The sequence below is a fragment of the Pseudomonas fluvialis genome (genome assembly GCF_014207935.1).
Lineage (GTDB): Bacteria > Pseudomonadota > Gammaproteobacteria > Pseudomonadales > Pseudomonadaceae > Aquipseudomonas > Aquipseudomonas fluvialis_A.
This window is the reverse complement of record NZ_JACHLL010000005.1, coordinates 1-13,499: the sequence shown is the minus strand read 5'-3', so window position 1 is coordinate 13,499 and position 13,499 is coordinate 1. Positions and strand designations below refer to the sequence as shown.

14 protein-coding genes are annotated in these 13,499 nt (G+C 61.0%); 5 read left to right on the top strand and 9 right to left on the bottom strand.

The genetic code is table 11. The features are described from left to right. Positions 1 to 43: 43 nt before the first annotated feature. Complete coding sequence (crp, locus tag HNP49_RS13685; RefSeq protein WP_184684165.1) at positions 44 to 688, bottom strand: cAMP-activated global transcriptional regulator CRP; 645 nt, start codon at positions 686 to 688, stop codon at positions 44 to 46. 243 nt (positions 689 to 931) lie between these two features. Between crp and HNP49_RS13680 the strand changes: the two genes are divergently transcribed. Then, positions 932 to 1,354 carry an OsmC family protein gene (locus HNP49_RS13680; protein ID WP_095939977.1) on the top strand — a complete coding sequence of 141 codons (423 nt, stop codon included), beginning with the start codon at positions 932 to 934 and terminating at the stop codon, positions 1,352 to 1,354. Positions 1,355 to 1,412: 58 nt separating this feature from the next. On the opposite strand, the gene coq7 is transcribed toward HNP49_RS13680, so the two are convergent. The 3 genes from coq7 to HNP49_RS13665 form a co-directional block, all read right to left on the bottom strand. Then, the gene (gene coq7, locus HNP49_RS13675) at positions 1,413 to 2,060 is read right to left on the bottom strand and encodes a 2-polyprenyl-3-methyl-6-methoxy-1,4-benzoquinone monooxygenase (RefSeq protein WP_184684159.1); all 648 of its coding nucleotides are present in this window, start codon (positions 2,058 to 2,060) and stop codon (positions 1,413 to 1,415) included. Positions 2,061 to 2,154: 94 nt separating this feature from the next. Further along, positions 2,155 to 2,961: a formylglycine-generating enzyme family protein gene (locus tag HNP49_RS13670; protein ID WP_184684157.1), complete on the bottom strand. Its 807-nt coding sequence runs from the start codon at positions 2,959 to 2,961 to the stop codon at positions 2,155 to 2,157. Beyond that, positions 2,961 to 3,299, bottom strand: a complete 339-nt coding sequence (locus HNP49_RS13665) for a histidine triad nucleotide-binding protein (protein ID WP_184684155.1) — start codon at positions 3,297 to 3,299, stop codon at positions 2,961 to 2,963. The genes HNP49_RS13670 and HNP49_RS13665 overlap by 1 nt, the downstream gene beginning before the upstream one ends. 88 nt (positions 3,300 to 3,387) lie before the next feature. Here HNP49_RS13665 and HNP49_RS13660 point away from each other — a divergent pair, with 88 nt between their 5' ends. Then, positions 3,388 to 4,869: an AAA family ATPase gene (locus HNP49_RS13660; protein WP_184684153.1), complete on the top strand. Its 1,482-nt coding sequence runs from the start codon at positions 3,388 to 3,390 to the stop codon at positions 4,867 to 4,869. A 52-nt stretch (positions 4,870 to 4,921) separates the two neighbouring features. Here HNP49_RS13660 and HNP49_RS13655 read toward each other — a convergent pair whose 3' ends face one another. From HNP49_RS13655 to hemJ, 3 genes are all read right to left on the bottom strand, one after another. Further along, positions 4,922 to 6,016 (bottom strand): DUF805 domain-containing protein, encoded by a 1,095-nt coding sequence (locus HNP49_RS13655; RefSeq protein ID WP_184684151.1) that lies wholly within the window; start codon positions 6,014 to 6,016, stop codon positions 4,922 to 4,924. Between the two features lie 96 nt (positions 6,017 to 6,112). Continuing rightward, positions 6,113 to 7,075 carry a nitronate monooxygenase family protein gene (locus HNP49_RS13650; RefSeq protein ID WP_184684149.1) on the bottom strand — a complete coding sequence of 321 codons (963 nt, stop codon included), beginning with the start codon at positions 7,073 to 7,075 and terminating at the stop codon, positions 6,113 to 6,115. A gap of 27 nt (positions 7,076 to 7,102) precedes the next feature. Further along, positions 7,103 to 7,528, bottom strand: a complete 426-nt coding sequence (gene hemJ / locus HNP49_RS13645; protein WP_184684147.1) for a protoporphyrinogen oxidase HemJ — start codon at positions 7,526 to 7,528, stop codon at positions 7,103 to 7,105. A 137-nt stretch (positions 7,529 to 7,665) separates the two neighbouring features. On the opposite strand from hemJ, the gene argC reads away from it, so the two are divergent. Then, positions 7,666 to 8,700 carry an N-acetyl-gamma-glutamyl-phosphate reductase gene (gene argC / locus HNP49_RS13640; protein WP_184684145.1) on the top strand — a complete coding sequence of 345 codons (1,035 nt, stop codon included), beginning with the start codon at positions 7,666 to 7,668 and terminating at the stop codon, positions 8,698 to 8,700. An 80-nt stretch (positions 8,701 to 8,780) separates the two neighbouring features. Further along, entirely contained in the window at positions 8,781 to 9,131 is a 351-nt protein-coding gene (gene erpA, locus HNP49_RS13635; RefSeq protein WP_184684143.1) for an iron-sulfur cluster insertion protein ErpA, read from the top strand. Positions 9,132 to 9,193: 62 nt separating this feature from the next. Here erpA and HNP49_RS13630 read toward each other — a convergent pair whose 3' ends face one another. Further along, positions 9,194 to 10,288, bottom strand: a complete 1,095-nt coding sequence (locus HNP49_RS13630; protein ID WP_184684141.1) for an anhydro-N-acetylmuramic acid kinase — start codon at positions 10,286 to 10,288, stop codon at positions 9,194 to 9,196. 4 nt (positions 10,289 to 10,292) lie between these two features. Beyond that, a complete protein-coding gene (locus HNP49_RS13625) occupies positions 10,293 to 11,717 on the bottom strand; it encodes a peptidoglycan DD-metalloendopeptidase family protein (protein WP_184684139.1) in 1,425 nt (474 codons plus the stop codon). A gap of 183 nt (positions 11,718 to 11,900) precedes the next feature. On the opposite strand from HNP49_RS13625, the gene tyrS reads away from it, so the two are divergent. Next, the gene (gene tyrS, locus HNP49_RS13620; protein WP_184684630.1) at positions 11,901 to 13,097 is read left to right on the top strand and encodes a tyrosine--tRNA ligase; all 1,197 of its coding nucleotides are present in this window, start codon (positions 11,901 to 11,903) and stop codon (positions 13,095 to 13,097) included. The last annotated feature ends 402 nt before the right edge of the window (positions 13,098 to 13,499 follow it).

Below are 13,499 nucleotides of genomic sequence, written 5' to 3'. Positions count from 1 at the left end.
CCCGCCTATTGGCGGGCTTTTTCGTTGATCAGGGCAATCAGCCTTAACGGGTACCAAATACCACCATGGTCTTGCCTTTGACATGCACCAGGCCCTGTTCTTCCAGGGACTTGAGCACGCGGCCGACCATCTCGCGGGAGCAGCCGACGATGCGGCCGATTTCCTGACGGGTAATCTTGATCTGCATGCCATCGGGGTGGGTCATGGCGTCCGGCTGCTTGCACAGGTCGAGCAGGGTGCGCGCGACACGTCCGGTCACGTCGAGGAAGGCCAGGTCACCGACCTTGCGCGTGGTCTTGCGCAGGCGATCGGCCATCTGGTTGCCTAGGGTGTAGAGAATGTCCGGGTCCTGCTGGGTCAGCTCGCGGAATTTGGCGTAGCTGATTTCACCAACCTCGCACTCGGTCTTGGCGCGGACCCAGGCGCTGCGTTCGTTCTCCTGGCCTTCCTTGTCGAACAGGCCCATCTCGCCGAAGAAGTCGCCGGGATTGAGGTAGCCGATGATCATCTCGCGGCCATCGTCATCCTCGATGAGGATGGTCACCGAGCCCTTGATGATGATGAACAGGGTCTCGCAGCGGTCGCCAGCGTAGATGATGGTGCTCTTGGCGGTGTAGCGGCGGCGATGACAGTGCGCGAGCAGCTTGTCCAGATTCTTGATTTTGGGTGTGAGGGTAATTGCTACCATGCCCGAGTCCCGAGAGAAAAAAAGGTAAGCCTTTGTCTAGGAGGCCATTTTTCTTATTAGTTATACGTCTAAGTGTGCCAGTTATCCGGCGCCAGCTTAACAGACGCATCCTTGCCGGATAGTGCGTTTTGCGACCTGGCTAACACCTGGGCGCCTACATTCTCAGCTCAAGTGCCTATCTAAGGCCATCCGGGGCCTGTGTTAAGCTTTCGGCCCTTCTTTATACAGCGTGGAGTCCCCTAGATGAAAGCACGTATCCAGTGGGCCGGCGAAGCCATGTTCCTGGGCGAGTCCGGCAGTGGCCATGTGGTGGTCATGGATGGCCCGCCGGAAGCCGGTGGCCGCAACCTGGGCGTGCGGCCGATGGAGATGGTGCTGCTGGGTCTGGGTGGCTGCAGCAACTTCGATGTGGTGAGCATCCTGAAAAAGGGTCGGCAGCCGGTGGAGAGCTGCGAGGCCTTCCTGGAAGCCGAGCGGGCCGATGAAGACCCCAAGGTGTTCACCAAGATTCACCTGCACTTCGTGGTCAAGGGCCGCGGCCTGAAAGAGGCCCAGGTCAAGCGTGCGGTGGAGCTGTCGGCGGAGAAGTACTGCTCGGCCTCGATCATGCTCGGCCGTGCCGGTGTCGAGATCACCCACGACTACGAGATTGTCGAGCTGGGCTGAGCCTCACGATGAAAAAAAAGGGCGCCGCTGGCGCCCTTTTTTGTGTCCGCCAAATCGGTCAGATCCGGTAGGTGCTCTTGGTCATGACCTTGGCCAGCAGGCTCATGCCGAACTTCACCGGAGCCGGGAAGTTCAGTCCGCCGGCTTCGAGGGCGGTCGTCGCATGCTGCTGCTCGTCGCTCTTCATCTGCTGGAGAATGGCGCGCGACTTGTGGTCCTCGGCAGGGATCTGCTGCAGGTGCTCGTCCAGATGCTTGACCACCTGATCCTCGGTAGCGGCGACGAAACCCAGGCTGACCTTGTCGCTGACCAGTCCGGCCAGGGCGCCGACGCCGAACGACAGACCGTAGAACAGTGGATTGAGCAGACTCGGGCGGCTGCCCAGCTCGCGGATGCGCTGCTCGCACCAGGCCAGGTGATCGATTTCCTCCTCGGCGGCATGCTCCATGGCGGCGCGCACTTCGGGCAGCTTGGCGGTCAGCGCCTGGCCCTGATACAGCGCCTGGGCGCAGACCTCGCCGGTGTGGTTGATGCGCATCAGACCGGCCACATGCTGGGTGCTGGCCGCGTCCAGTGGCTGCTCGTTTTCGAGTACGGCGGGCGAGGCACGATGAGGTTGACCGCTGAATGGCAGTAGCGTTCGCAGGGCAGCATCGGCTTGCAGCAGCAGGCGATCAGCCGGGGTGTAGGCGCGGTTGCCAGTCATGCTCTTGGCTCCAGAAGGTGACAGGCGCAGTTTAACTCACACGACGGTGCAAGGCTTGACCGGTATCAGGCCGGGCGACGGATGCGGCGTGGACTCAGTCAATTTCGCGAACGACGCGCAGGCCCAGTGCGTAGTGTTTCTGATCCGGCTGGCGCAGGTCGCGCAAGCTGCTGCGCAAATAGGCCGGGCCGCTGTTCCAGGCGCCACCGCGCACCACACGCGGGCTCTGGTCGAGCAGGCCGGCGTCGCGCTGTTCACTGCCATCCCAGGGATGGGCATAGCGCGAGGCTGTCCATTCCCAGACATTGCCGGCCGTGTCGTACAAGCCAAAGGCATTGGCAGCAAAGCGCCCGATCTGGGCGGTCTTGTTCTGAATGATGCGCGGGCTGTTGCAGCCACGACAGTGCGCGCGGGGGCGTTGCTCGGGGCTGTCCAGCTGCTCGCCCCACCAGTAGTAACTGCCGCTGCCGGCGCGGGCGGCGTATTCCCATTCGGCCTCGGTCGGCAGCCGATAGCGCTGCCCGCTCATGCGGCTGAGCCACTGGCAGTAGGCGCGGGCCTCTTGCCAGGACACGTTGATCACCGGGCGCACGTCGGACAGTCCCCAGCCTTCGTTGTCCGGCAGCGGGGTCTGGGTGGCCTGCTGATACAGGCGCCAGTCGGCAAAGGTGATTTCAAAGCGGCCGATGGCAAAACTGCGCGCAATCTGCACAGTAAGCGTCGGGCGTTCATTGTGGTTGCCACGACCACTCAGATCGCCCAGCTCGAACTGGCCGGCGGGGACCACCACCAGTTCGGGGCCTGACTGCCCGCCGGGCAGCGTGTCGCGAAACACCGTGCCTTCGGGCATGGCCTGAGCACTGAGGCTCAGGCCGACCAGCAGGTAGAGCCGGCGACGCATCAGCCCGGCGGCCAGTTCAGCTGACGCTGGCCGAGCACGTGCATATGGATGTGGTAGACGGTCTGACCGCCCAGCTCGTTGCAGTTCATCACCACGCGGAAGCCTTCTTCGCAGCCTTGCTCTTTGGCCAGACGCTGGGCGGTGAAGAGAATATGGCCAGCCAGCGCCTTGTCATCTTCGGTCAGGTCGTTGAGGGTGCTGATGTGCTTTTTCGGGATCACCAGAAAGTGCACTGGCGCCTGCGGCGCGATGTCATGGAAGGCGACCACGTGTTCGTCTTCGTAGAGCTTGCGTGCCGGAATCTGCCCGGCGACGATTTTGCAGAACAGACAATCCATGGAACTATTCCCGGGTTGTTGACAGAGCGGCCGAGTGTAAACGGCGGGCGCACTTTCCGGCCAGCGCGTGCCGGCACAAGGAGCGAGTGTGAAGAACGATATTCATGATCTGGGGCTGGTGCTGGATTCTCGGGTCAAGCTAGTGGTGATCGAGTCCTGGGACGAGCCGCGGGTGCTGGAGGTGCTCACCGGGCTGGCGGTCAAGCGTGGGCTCAGCCTGCTCACCTGGTCGGTGACCGAGGGCCTGCAGCGCCTGGGCTTTGGTGGCGACCCGATTGGCGAGGTGGACAGCTGCGATCCGGAGGCCGCGCTCAAACTGGTCAAGGCGGATGTGCAGCCGACGCTGTACGTGATGTGCGACCTGCATCCGTTCCTGGATAGCGAGCCCAAGCGCGTGCGCCTGCTCAAGGAAATCGCCATGGCCGAGGGCACGCACAAGCCGACCCTGGTGCTGGTGTCGCATGCCTTCAAGTTGCCGGCCGAGCTGCAGCGTCTGGCTGCGCGTTTCAGCCTGACCCTGCCCAGTGAGGAGGAACTGCTGGCCATCGTCCGCGACGAAGCCAGTCACTGGAGCAACAGTAACCGCGGGGCGCGGGTGCGTACCGATAACCGTACCCTGCAGCAGGTAGTGAAGAACCTGCGCGGCATGAGCCATGCCGAGGCGCGCCTGCTGGCCCGCTCGATCATCTGGAATGACGGCGCCATCACCCAGGACGATCTCGGCGCACTCAACCGCAGCAAGTTCCAGTTGCTCGACATGGAGGGTGTACTCAGTCTTGAGTACGAAACCGCGCGTTTTGCCGATGTCGGTGGTCTGGAGAATCTCAAGCGCTGGCTGGGCGAGCGGCAGCAGGCCTTCCTCGGTGAGGTGGGCGAGGACATGCCCAAGGGCATCCTGCTGGTCGGCGTGCAGGGCGGTGGCAAGAGCCTGGCGGCCAAGGCGGTTGCCGGACTGTGGGGGCTGCCCCTGCTGCGTCTGGATTTTGCCTGCCTGTACAACAAGTTCTTCGGCGAGACCGAGCGCAATCTGCGAGAGGCCCTCAAGCTGGCCGAGCAGATGGCGCCCTGCGTGCTGTGGATGGACGAAGTGGAGAAGGGCCTGGCCAGTGGCGAACAGGACGGCGGTGTCAGTCAGCGTGTACTGGGGACCCTGCTGACCTGGATGGCTGAGCGCAAGAGCCCGGTATTCATGGTCGCGACGGCCAATGCCATCGATCGTCTGCCGCCGGAGCTGGTGCGCAAGGGGCGCTTTGACGAGCTGTTCTTCGTCGATCTGCCTCAGGTGGAAGTGCGTCAGGATATCTTCCGAATCCACCTGCAGCAGCGCGAGCTCGACCCGACGCAGTTCGATCTGGTGGCGCTGGCGCAGGCCAGCGAGGGCTTCTCCGGTGCCGAGATCGAGCAGGCGGTGGTAGGCGCCCTGTATGCGGCGCAGGCGCGGCAGACGCAGGTCGAGCAAACGCTGCTGTTGCACGAGTTGGCGCGTACGGCGCCGTTGTCGGTGGTGATGGCGGAACAGTTGGCCGGGCTGCGCGCCTGGGCGGCAGGGCGCACGGTGCAGGCAGGGTAGCGGAGGGGGCAGCAGACTGGCCGACCAGAACGGTCGGCCAGTGTGTGCTGGATTACTCTTCGCTGTACTCGTAGGCCGCTGCCGGAGCCGCGGCTTCTGCGGGCTCCGCATAGCTGCTCTCGGTGTCCATGTCGGACAGGCCCATATCGCCCTCCTGCGAGTCCAGCATGCCAACGCCGCCGGCGATCGCGGCAATCACCACCAGCGCCAGAATCACCAGCCACAGCGAGGCCAGGACCTTGACCGCAGTGCTGTTCGGCGGTTGCGGCGGGCCATAACGGTTGGCGCCGGCGTTGCCTGGAATCAACAGCATCAACAGCGGGAAGACACTGCCCACGACGGGGACGAGGTTCAGCAGGTAGAGCCAGCCCGACCAGCCGATGTCGTGCAGGCGTTGCACGCCAATCTGTACGCTGACAACGACCATCGCCAGGGTCACGCCTGCGATCAGAATGATGCCGACGGTGTCGGAAATGCCCATGCCCAGCGCGGCGATACCCAGTGCCGGGGCCATGACCAGGATGAGTACCAGCGACCAGGCGAGATAGCGCAGGCGCCCGATGCGCCCGGTAACGCCGAAGGGTTTCAGCTCGCCAAATTCCGGTAGCTGCTCGGCCACGTTGGCCTGTGGTGGGGCATAGGGTGAGGCGCTGACAGGGGCTTCAGGCTCGGTTGCCGGGGAAGTGCTGGTTATGGAAGCCTGGATTGAAGCGGCTTCTTCCTGCAGTTGTGCCTGACGGGCCAGGTACTTCTCGATGATGATGCCGCAAGCCTCGCATTCGGCCGCTTTGGCCTGTTCGTGAGCACATTTGGGGCAGGTCATGCGGGTGCTGCTGGTGGCAGCCTCGGTGGGGGGCGGCGCCGCAACGTTGTCGTCCGGGTGATCGTCGGTCGCTACCAGTGACAGTTGCAGGCCTTCGCTCTGCTTGCTGACCTTGGCACCGGCACGCTGTAGGGCGGCCATGTATTTATCGGCTTCCGCGCTTTCCAGATTGCGCTTGAGCGGTACCGACTGACCGCTGAACAGGGCTTCGATCTTGTCCAGATCGCTCTTGAACAGGCTGGCCAGGTTGGCTTTGACAGTGTCGAGGGAGAAGTCCGGCAGCACTTCACCGGCAAACATGATGGAGTAGCGGGTTTCGCTCATCGGGGCTTCCTTGTCAGGGCGAAGGATAGAGTGGGCTTAAGCCTAAGCCCTGGCTGTCGGCACAACAAGCCAGGGCACAGACCGCTGAGGTTTGATTTAGCGCCGCCAGGTTTGGCCGATCTGCTGGCTGTGCTGCAAGGCTGCCTGGTACTCGCTGTCCAGTCGTGCGACGAGTTCGGCCACGCTGGGTAGGTCATGGATATCGCCGGCGCCTTGCCCGGCCGACCAGACGGTTTTCCAGGCTTTGGCCTCGTCGTTGATTGGCTTTAGCTTCTCGCCGTAATTGATGTCGCCCTTGTTCTGCAGGCGGGCGAGGTCATAGCCGGCTGCCTGCAGGCTCTGGCGCATGAAGCTGGCCGGCACGCCGGATACGGCCGGGGTGTGAATGATGTCGGCGGCCTGGGCGTCCAGCAGCATCTGTTTGTATTCGGCGCTGGCGCGGCTTTCCTCAGTGGCGATCAGGCGTGTGCCCATGTAGGCCAGGTCGGCGCCAAGCAATTGCGCGGCGAGTATTTCGTGGCCGTGATTGAGACAGCCGGCCAGGAGCAGCGTCTTGTCGAAGAACTGGCGGATCTCGGCGACCAGGGCGAACGGGCTCCAGGTTCCGGCATGTCCGCCGGCACCGGCGGCGACCGCAATCAGCCCATCCACGCCGGCTTCGGCGGCTTTTTCGGCGTGGCGGCGGGTGGTGACGTCATGGAACACCAGGCCACCGTAGCTGTGCACAGCATCCACCACTTCCTTCACCGCCCCCAAGCTGGTGATGACGATTGGCACGCGTTGTTCGACGCAGACGGCGAGGTCGGCCTGTAGGCGCGGGTTGCTGCCATGCACGATCAGATTGACGGCATAGGGGGTTGCCTGCGGCGTCAGACCTGCGTTGATCTCTTCCAGCCAGTCGCGGAAGCCGCTGGTCTCGCGCTGGTTGAGGGCCGGGAAACTGCCGACGATGCCCTGGGCGCAGCAGGCACGAACCAGCTCCGGGCCGGAAATCAGAAACATCGGGGCGGCCACCAGCGGCAGGCGCAGTTTGTCTTGCAGCAAGGCGGGCAGGCTCATGGCGACTCCAGTTTTCCGAAAGGCAGGTTAGAAAGGTTTGACGACGACCAGAATGACAATGGCCAGCAGGAATAGCACGGGTACTTCATTGAACCAGCGGTAAAACACATGGCCACGGCTGTTGTCGCCGCTTGCAAAGCGTTTGTACATCGCGCCACAGGCGTGGTGATAGCCCACCAGCAGCACCACCAGCAGCAGCTTGGCGTGCAGCCAGCCCTGACTGAGCCAGGCCGGGTTGAGATAGAGCAGCCAGCCACCGAACAGCAGCGTTGCGATCATCGAGGGATTCATGATGCCACGGTAGAGCTTGCGCTCCATGATGATGAAGCGCTCGCGACTCGGCTGGTCTTCGCTCATGGCGTGGTAAACGAACAATCGTGGCAGATAGAAAAGGCCGGCGAACCAGCAGACGATGGCGATGATGTGTAGGGCCTTGATCCACAGATAGAGCATTACGGGTCTCCTTATACCTGCGCCGATAGTAGTGGCCGCGCGCCTGTGCGTCACTCGCTGCTGGCCCGATGCGGCCTGCGGCTTTATCATCGCGGCCTTTATTTGTACTCAAGATGCGTACCCGGGGGGAAGGCAGCATGATCAAGGTCGGTATCGTCGGCGGCACGGGCTACACCGGAGTGGAGTTGCTGCGTCTGCTGGCGCAACACCCGCAGGCGGAAGTGGCGGTGATCACCTCGCGTTCGGAAGAGGGCGTCAAGGTCGCCGATATGTACCCCAATCTGCGCGGCCACTACGACGGTCTGGCTTTCAGCGTGCCGGACGTAGCGACCCTCGGCAGCTGTGACGTGGTGTTCTTTGCCACTCCGCATGGCGTGGCGCATGCCCTGGCCGGTGAACTGCTGGCCACCGGCACCAAGGTGATCGACCTGTCCGCCGACTTCCGCCTGCAGGATGCCGAAGAGTGGGCCAAGTGGTACGGCCAGCCACATGGCGCGCCGGAACTGTTGCCGGAGGCCGTCTACGGCTTGCCGGAGGTCAACCGCGAGGCGATCAAGCAGGCGCGCCTGATTGCCGTGGCCGGCTGCTACCCGACCGCCACTCAACTGGGTTTCCTGCCGCTGCTGGAGCAGGGGCTGGCCAATCCGGCCACGCTGATTGCCGACTGCAAGTCGGGCGTCAGTGGCGCCGGACGTGGCGCCAGTGTCGGCTCGCTGCTCTGTGAGGCCGGCGAAAGCATGAAGGCCTACTCGGTCAAAGGTCACCGCCATCTGCCGGAGATTCGTCAGGGGCTGCGTCGCGCGGCCGGGCAGGATGTCGGGCTGACCTTCGTGCCGCACCTGACGCCGATGATTCGCGGTATCCACGCCACGCTCTACGCCACGGTGGTTAATCGCGGCGTGGATCTGCAGGCGCTGTATGAGCAGCGTTATGCCAATGAGCCGTTTGTCGATGTGCTGCCGGCGGGTAGCCATCCGGAAACCCGCAGTGTGCGCGGTGCCAACGTCTGTCGCATTGCCGTGCACCGGCCGCAGGACGGTGATCAGGTAGTGGTGCTTTCGGTGATCGACAATCTGGTCAAGGGGGCTTCCGGCCAGGCCATCCAGAACATGAACATCCTGTTCGGTCTGGACGAGCGTCTGGGTCTGTCCAACGTGGCTCTGATGCCCTGAGTTAAGTTGACCATTTTACTGGGTTAAGCGGATAATGCTGCCCAGTAGTGCTGTAACGGCTGAATGCCGGGAGATTGCCAATGACCATCGAAACCTTCACCCCCACTGCCCTGATGTTTACCCAAGGCGCGGCGAACAAGGTGAAGAGCCTGATCGACGAAGAGGGCAATGAGCGCCTGAAGCTGCGGGTGTTCGTCACCGGCGGCGGTTGCTCGGGCTTCCAGTACGGCTTCACCTTCGATGAAGACGTCGCGGACGATGACACCATCGTCGAGCGTGATGGTGTGAGCCTAGTGGTCGATCCGATGAGCTTCCAGTACCTGGTGGGTGCCGAGGTGGACTATCAGGAAGGACTGGAAGGCTCGCGCTTCGTGATCAACAACCCCAATGCCAGCACCACCTGTGGCTGCGGTCAGTCGTTCTCGATCTGATCGTTAGCTGCTCAGGAGAAAAACGCCGCACGCTGTGCGGCGTTTTGCTTTCTGGGGATATGTCAGGCCGGGTAGAGCGCGCCCAATACCCGCAAGCCCGCGGCGCCGGTAACGCTGGGGCGATTGGCCGGGATGCGCTGAAGAAAACAGTGTGCCAGCCAGGCAAAGGCCATGGCCTCTATCCAGTCGGCCGGAGCGCCAAGGTCGTCGCTGCTGGCGACTGTCACGCCGGGTAGCTGCTGGCGAAGGCGGGCAAGCAGTTGACCATTGTGCGCGCCGCCACCGCAGACGATCAGGCGTTCGCTGTCCGGCTGAGTGCTCAGCAGTGCCTGACTGCAACAGTGTGCTGTCAGTTCGAGCAGAGTGGCCTGAACATCTTCAGCGGTAATCGCATCGAAGTCCTGCAGCTGATGGTTCAGCCAGTCAAGGTTGAACAGTTCGCGTCCCGTGCTCTTGGGACCCTGTACCTGGAAATACGGAATAGACAGCATCTTGGCCAGCAGCCCCTGATGGATCTGACCGCTGCTGGCCCAGCTGCCGTTGTCGTCATAAGGCTGGTGTCGGTGAAGCTGAATCCAGGCATCCATGAGGACATTGCCGGGGCCGCAGTCAAAACCGCGAACCTCTGTCGAGCCGTGCTCCAGCAGGGTGATATTGCTGAAACCGCCGACGTTGAGTACGGCCAGCTTGCCGGGCCGGTTGCCAAAGAGTGCCTGGTGGAAGGCCGGGACCAGAGGCGCGCCCTGGCCGCCCGCGGCAACGTCGCGTCGACGGAAATCGGCAATGACGTCAATGCCGGTCAGTTCGGCGAGCAGGGCGGGATTGCCAATCTGCACGGTAAAACCCAGTGCGGGTTCGTGGCGGATGGTCTGGCCATGGCTGCCAATGGCGTGGATATCAGAAGCGGAAAGTTGCTGCTGCCTGAGGAGTTGCTGAATGCCTTCAGCGACAAGGTTTGCCCAGCACGCCTCGGCCAGGGCGCTTCGCTGAATTTCATTATCACCGGGGCTGCACAGTGTCAGCAGTTGCTGGCGTAGTTCACCGGGCATGGGCAGGAACAGCTTGCCGCATAGCTTGGTGTCGGTATTCTGCTCTATCAGCGCAATGTCGATACCGTCCAGGCTGGTACCGGACATTACGCCGATATAAAAAGGCATGGGATTAGCGCTTGTTCATGGCCAGCATGCTGGCCCTTTCTTTGTCGAGTTGAGCCAGCAGGGGGGTGCTCAACTGCAAAAAACGCTGCTTTTCATTGCGGGCAATGGGGTCGGCCATCAGCTGTTTCTGGCTGAGAGGATCGACATGCACGCCGTTGACCTGGAACTCATAGTGCAGGTGCGGCCCGGTGGACAGGCCAGTGGTGCCGATATAGCCAATGATCTGGCCCTGGCGCACGCTACTGCCGGTGCGGATGCCTTTGGCAAAGCCGTTCATGTGGCCGTACAGGGTGCGGTAGCGGTTGCCGTGCTGAATAACGACGGTGTTGCCGTAGCCACCCTTGCGTCCGGCCAGTTGCACGCGACCATCGCCTGCTGCCTTGATGGGGGTGCCGCGCGGGGCCGCGTAGTCGACGCCCTTGTGCGCGCGAATCTTGTTCAGAATCGGATGGCGCCGGCCGCTGGAAAATCGCGAGCTGATGCGGGCGAAATCCACTGGGGTGCGGATAAACGCCTTGCGCATGCTGTTGCCGTCTGCGGTGTAGTAGCTGCTAACGCCCTGCTTGTTGGTGTAGCGGATCGCAGTGAAGGTCTTGCCGCGGTTGATGAAGCGGGCAGCCAGAATGGCACCGTTACCGACGCGCTTATCCTTGACTACTTTCTCCTCGTACAGTACTTCAAAGCTGTCGCCGTCGCGAAGATCCAGTGCAAAGTCGATGTCATAGCCAAAGATATTAGCCATATCCATCGCCAGTGAATGGCTCATCCCTGCTCGTTTGGTTGCTACAAACAGAGAACTGTCGATCACGCCGCGCGCATAGGTCTGGCGCACATCGGGTTTGATCTGATCACGCTTGAAGACAAAACCCTTGTCCGTCTTGCTCAGCTGAATGCTTTCGAGGTCGCTGAGTTTCGAGCTGACCTGCTCAAACTCACCGCTTGCGGTCAGTTTGAAGTCCAGAACTTGTCCAACCTTTAGGCGCGACAGCTGCTTGGCGTCTTTGCTGCTCGCTAGCAGCTCATGCACCAACTGATTGTCGAATCCGGCTTGAGCAAATACGGTCGACAAGGTGTCGCCCTTGCCCACAGTGATGGTCTTGCGGGTTGGGTCGGCAGGTGTCTGGCTGGTGGCGTTGGAGCTTTCATTATTCGTCGCGTCTTTTCCGGCGCTGTTCTTCTTGAGTGGATTGCCCGTTTGCGAGAACGGCGATCCTTCTTCCCCTGTGACGGAATCTGGTCGGAGGTCGTCTTTTTCCTGAATGATGCGTTCGGCATCAGTTTCCAGATCGAGGTCTATCAGCGTTCTTTTCGCCTCGACATCGCTCGAGGGGAACACCAGGAGAGCCAGGCTCAAGAGCGCAGCGACGCCGCTGGCAGCCAGCAGGTGCGTCTTCGGGTAGCGCGGCGCTTTAGAAACGTTATGCGTCATGGCTTCGAATGGCGTTTTTCAATATATATAACTGCCTAAAATATAACCAAAATCTGTTAGCGGCAAGCGCTGGCCGACGTCTCGCATGCGGGCGGCGGCTTTCCTTGGGCAAAACTTGTAATTAGTCAGTGATCTTGTATGGTTGGTTCCCTTTTTTTGTGCTGGTCTAGTGTGGGGCCTGAGATGAAGTCGGTAGAAGAGCAGCTGGCGCTGATCAAGCGTGGTGCGGAAGAAGTTCTGGTTGAAGCGGAACTGGTTGAAAAGCTCAAGCGCGGCCAGCCGCTGCGCATCAAGGCTGGGTTTGACCCGACTGCGCCGGATCTACATCTCGGGCATACGGTGCTTATTAATAAGCTGCGTCAGTTCCAGGAGCTGGGCCATCAGGTGATTTTCCTGATCGGCGACTTCACCGGGATGATTGGTGATCCTTCGGGCAAGAGTGCAACGCGTCCACCGCTGACACGCGAGCAGGTGCTGGAAAACGCCGAAACCTACAAGTCCCAGGTGTTCAAGATTCTTGATCCGGCCAAGACCGAGGTGGCGTTTAATGCCTCGTGGATGGACAAACTGACCCCGGCAGATTTCATTCGCCTCGCATCGCAGTACACAGTAGCGCGCATGCTTGAGCGGGACGATTTCAACAAGCGCTACAGTGACAATCAGCCGATTGCCATTCACGAGTTCCTCTATCCGCTGGTGCAGGGATATGACTCGGTGGCGCTCAAGGCAGATGTGGAGCTGGGTGGTACCGATCAGAAGTTCAACCTGCTAATGGGACGTGAGCTGCAGCGTGCGTATGGGCAGGAGCCCCAGTGCATCGTCACCATGCCTTTGCTGGAAGGTCTGGATGGCGTCAAGAAGATGTCCAAGTCCTTGGGTAACTATGTCGGTATCCAGGAAGCGCCGGGCGTGATGTATAGCAAGCTGGTATCCATCCCGGACGCCTTGATGTGGCGTTATTTCGAGCTGCTGAGCTTTCGCTCGATGGGCGAGATCGAGCAGTTCAAGCAGGATGTTGTGGCTGGCGCCAATCCGCGAGACATCAAGATCAAGCTGGCAGAGGAGATCGTTGCGCGCTTCCATGGTGAGGAGGCGGCAATGTCTGCGCATCGCTCGGCGGGTAATCGCATGAAGGATGGCGAGCTGCCGGAGGATTTGCCGAGCGTGGTTATCGAGTCGGCGGTGGATATGCCGATTGCCGCTGCCCTTAATCAGGCGGGCTTGGTCAAGAATGCGGCGGCGGCGCGTGATCTCTTGGGCGCAGGTTCGGTGAAGGTTGATGGTCGGGTAGTGGATCGTACTTTCATTCTGAAAGTGGGCGCTTCCTATATATGTCAGGCTGGCAAGAAGGCTTTTGCTCGTGTCGAGCTGAAAGGCTAACTTATTTTGCTTTTCAGGGTTGACGTCGAAATCTGCGGCCCTATAATGCGCCCCACTTTCAGCGCTTCTGCAAAGAAGGCCTTCCAAAACAATAAGTTATGTTCTGGTAGGTGCTGAGGGTAGGGGCTTGGTTATACGGCTCCGCGCTTTTGAAGCGGGTTTTCAAAAGTGGTTGTGGAGGGTGTTGACAGTGATCGATGATCCTGTAGAATTCGCCTCCCGCTGACGAGAAGCTGAATGGCTGATCAGAAGCGCAAGCGGTTGAGTAGAAAAGAAATTTTCGAAAAAGAGCTTGACAGGTTGAAGGGGTGCTGTAGAATGCGCGCCTCGGTTGAGACGAAAGACTTAACCAAACGCTCTTTAACAAGTTGAATCAAGCAATTCGTGTGGGTGCTTGTGATA

Bases quoted from the DNA above. Each gene is read 5' to 3' on its own strand.
- crp (WP_184684165.1), bottom strand. From the start codon at position 688: ATGGTAGCAATTACCCTCACACCCAAAATCAAGAATCTGGACAAGCTG.
- HNP49_RS13680 (WP_095939977.1), top strand. From the start codon at position 932: ATGAAAGCACGTATCCAGTGGGCCGGCGAAGCCATGTTCCTGGGCGAG.
- coq7 (WP_184684159.1), bottom strand. From the start codon at position 2,060: ATGACTGGCAACCGCGCCTACACCCCGGCTGATCGCCTGCTGCTGCAA.
- HNP49_RS13670 (WP_184684157.1), bottom strand. From the start codon at position 2,961: ATGCGTCGCCGGCTCTACCTGCTGGTCGGCCTGAGCCTCAGTGCTCAG.
- HNP49_RS13665 (WP_184684155.1), bottom strand. From the start codon at position 3,299: ATGGATTGTCTGTTCTGCAAAATCGTCGCCGGGCAGATTCCGGCACGC.
- HNP49_RS13655 (WP_184684151.1), bottom strand. From the start codon at position 6,016: ATGAGCGAAACCCGCTACTCCATCATGTTTGCCGGTGAAGTGCTGCCG.
- HNP49_RS13650 (WP_184684149.1), bottom strand. From the start codon at position 7,075: ATGAGCCTGCCCGCCTTGCTGCAAGACAAACTGCGCCTGCCGCTGGTG.
- hemJ (WP_184684147.1), bottom strand. From the start codon at position 7,528: ATGCTCTATCTGTGGATCAAGGCCCTACACATCATCGCCATCGTCTGC.
- argC (WP_184684145.1), top strand. From the start codon at position 7,666: ATGATCAAGGTCGGTATCGTCGGCGGCACGGGCTACACCGGAGTGGAG.
- erpA (WP_184684143.1), top strand. From the start codon at position 8,781: ATGACCATCGAAACCTTCACCCCCACTGCCCTGATGTTTACCCAAGGC.
- HNP49_RS13630 (WP_184684141.1), bottom strand. From the start codon at position 10,288: ATGCCTTTTTATATCGGCGTAATGTCCGGTACCAGCCTGGACGGTATC.
- HNP49_RS13625 (WP_184684139.1), bottom strand. From the start codon at position 11,717: ATGACGCATAACGTTTCTAAAGCGCCGCGCTACCCGAAGACGCACCTG.
- tyrS (WP_184684630.1), top strand. From the start codon at position 11,901: ATGAAGTCGGTAGAAGAGCAGCTGGCGCTGATCAAGCGTGGTGCGGAA.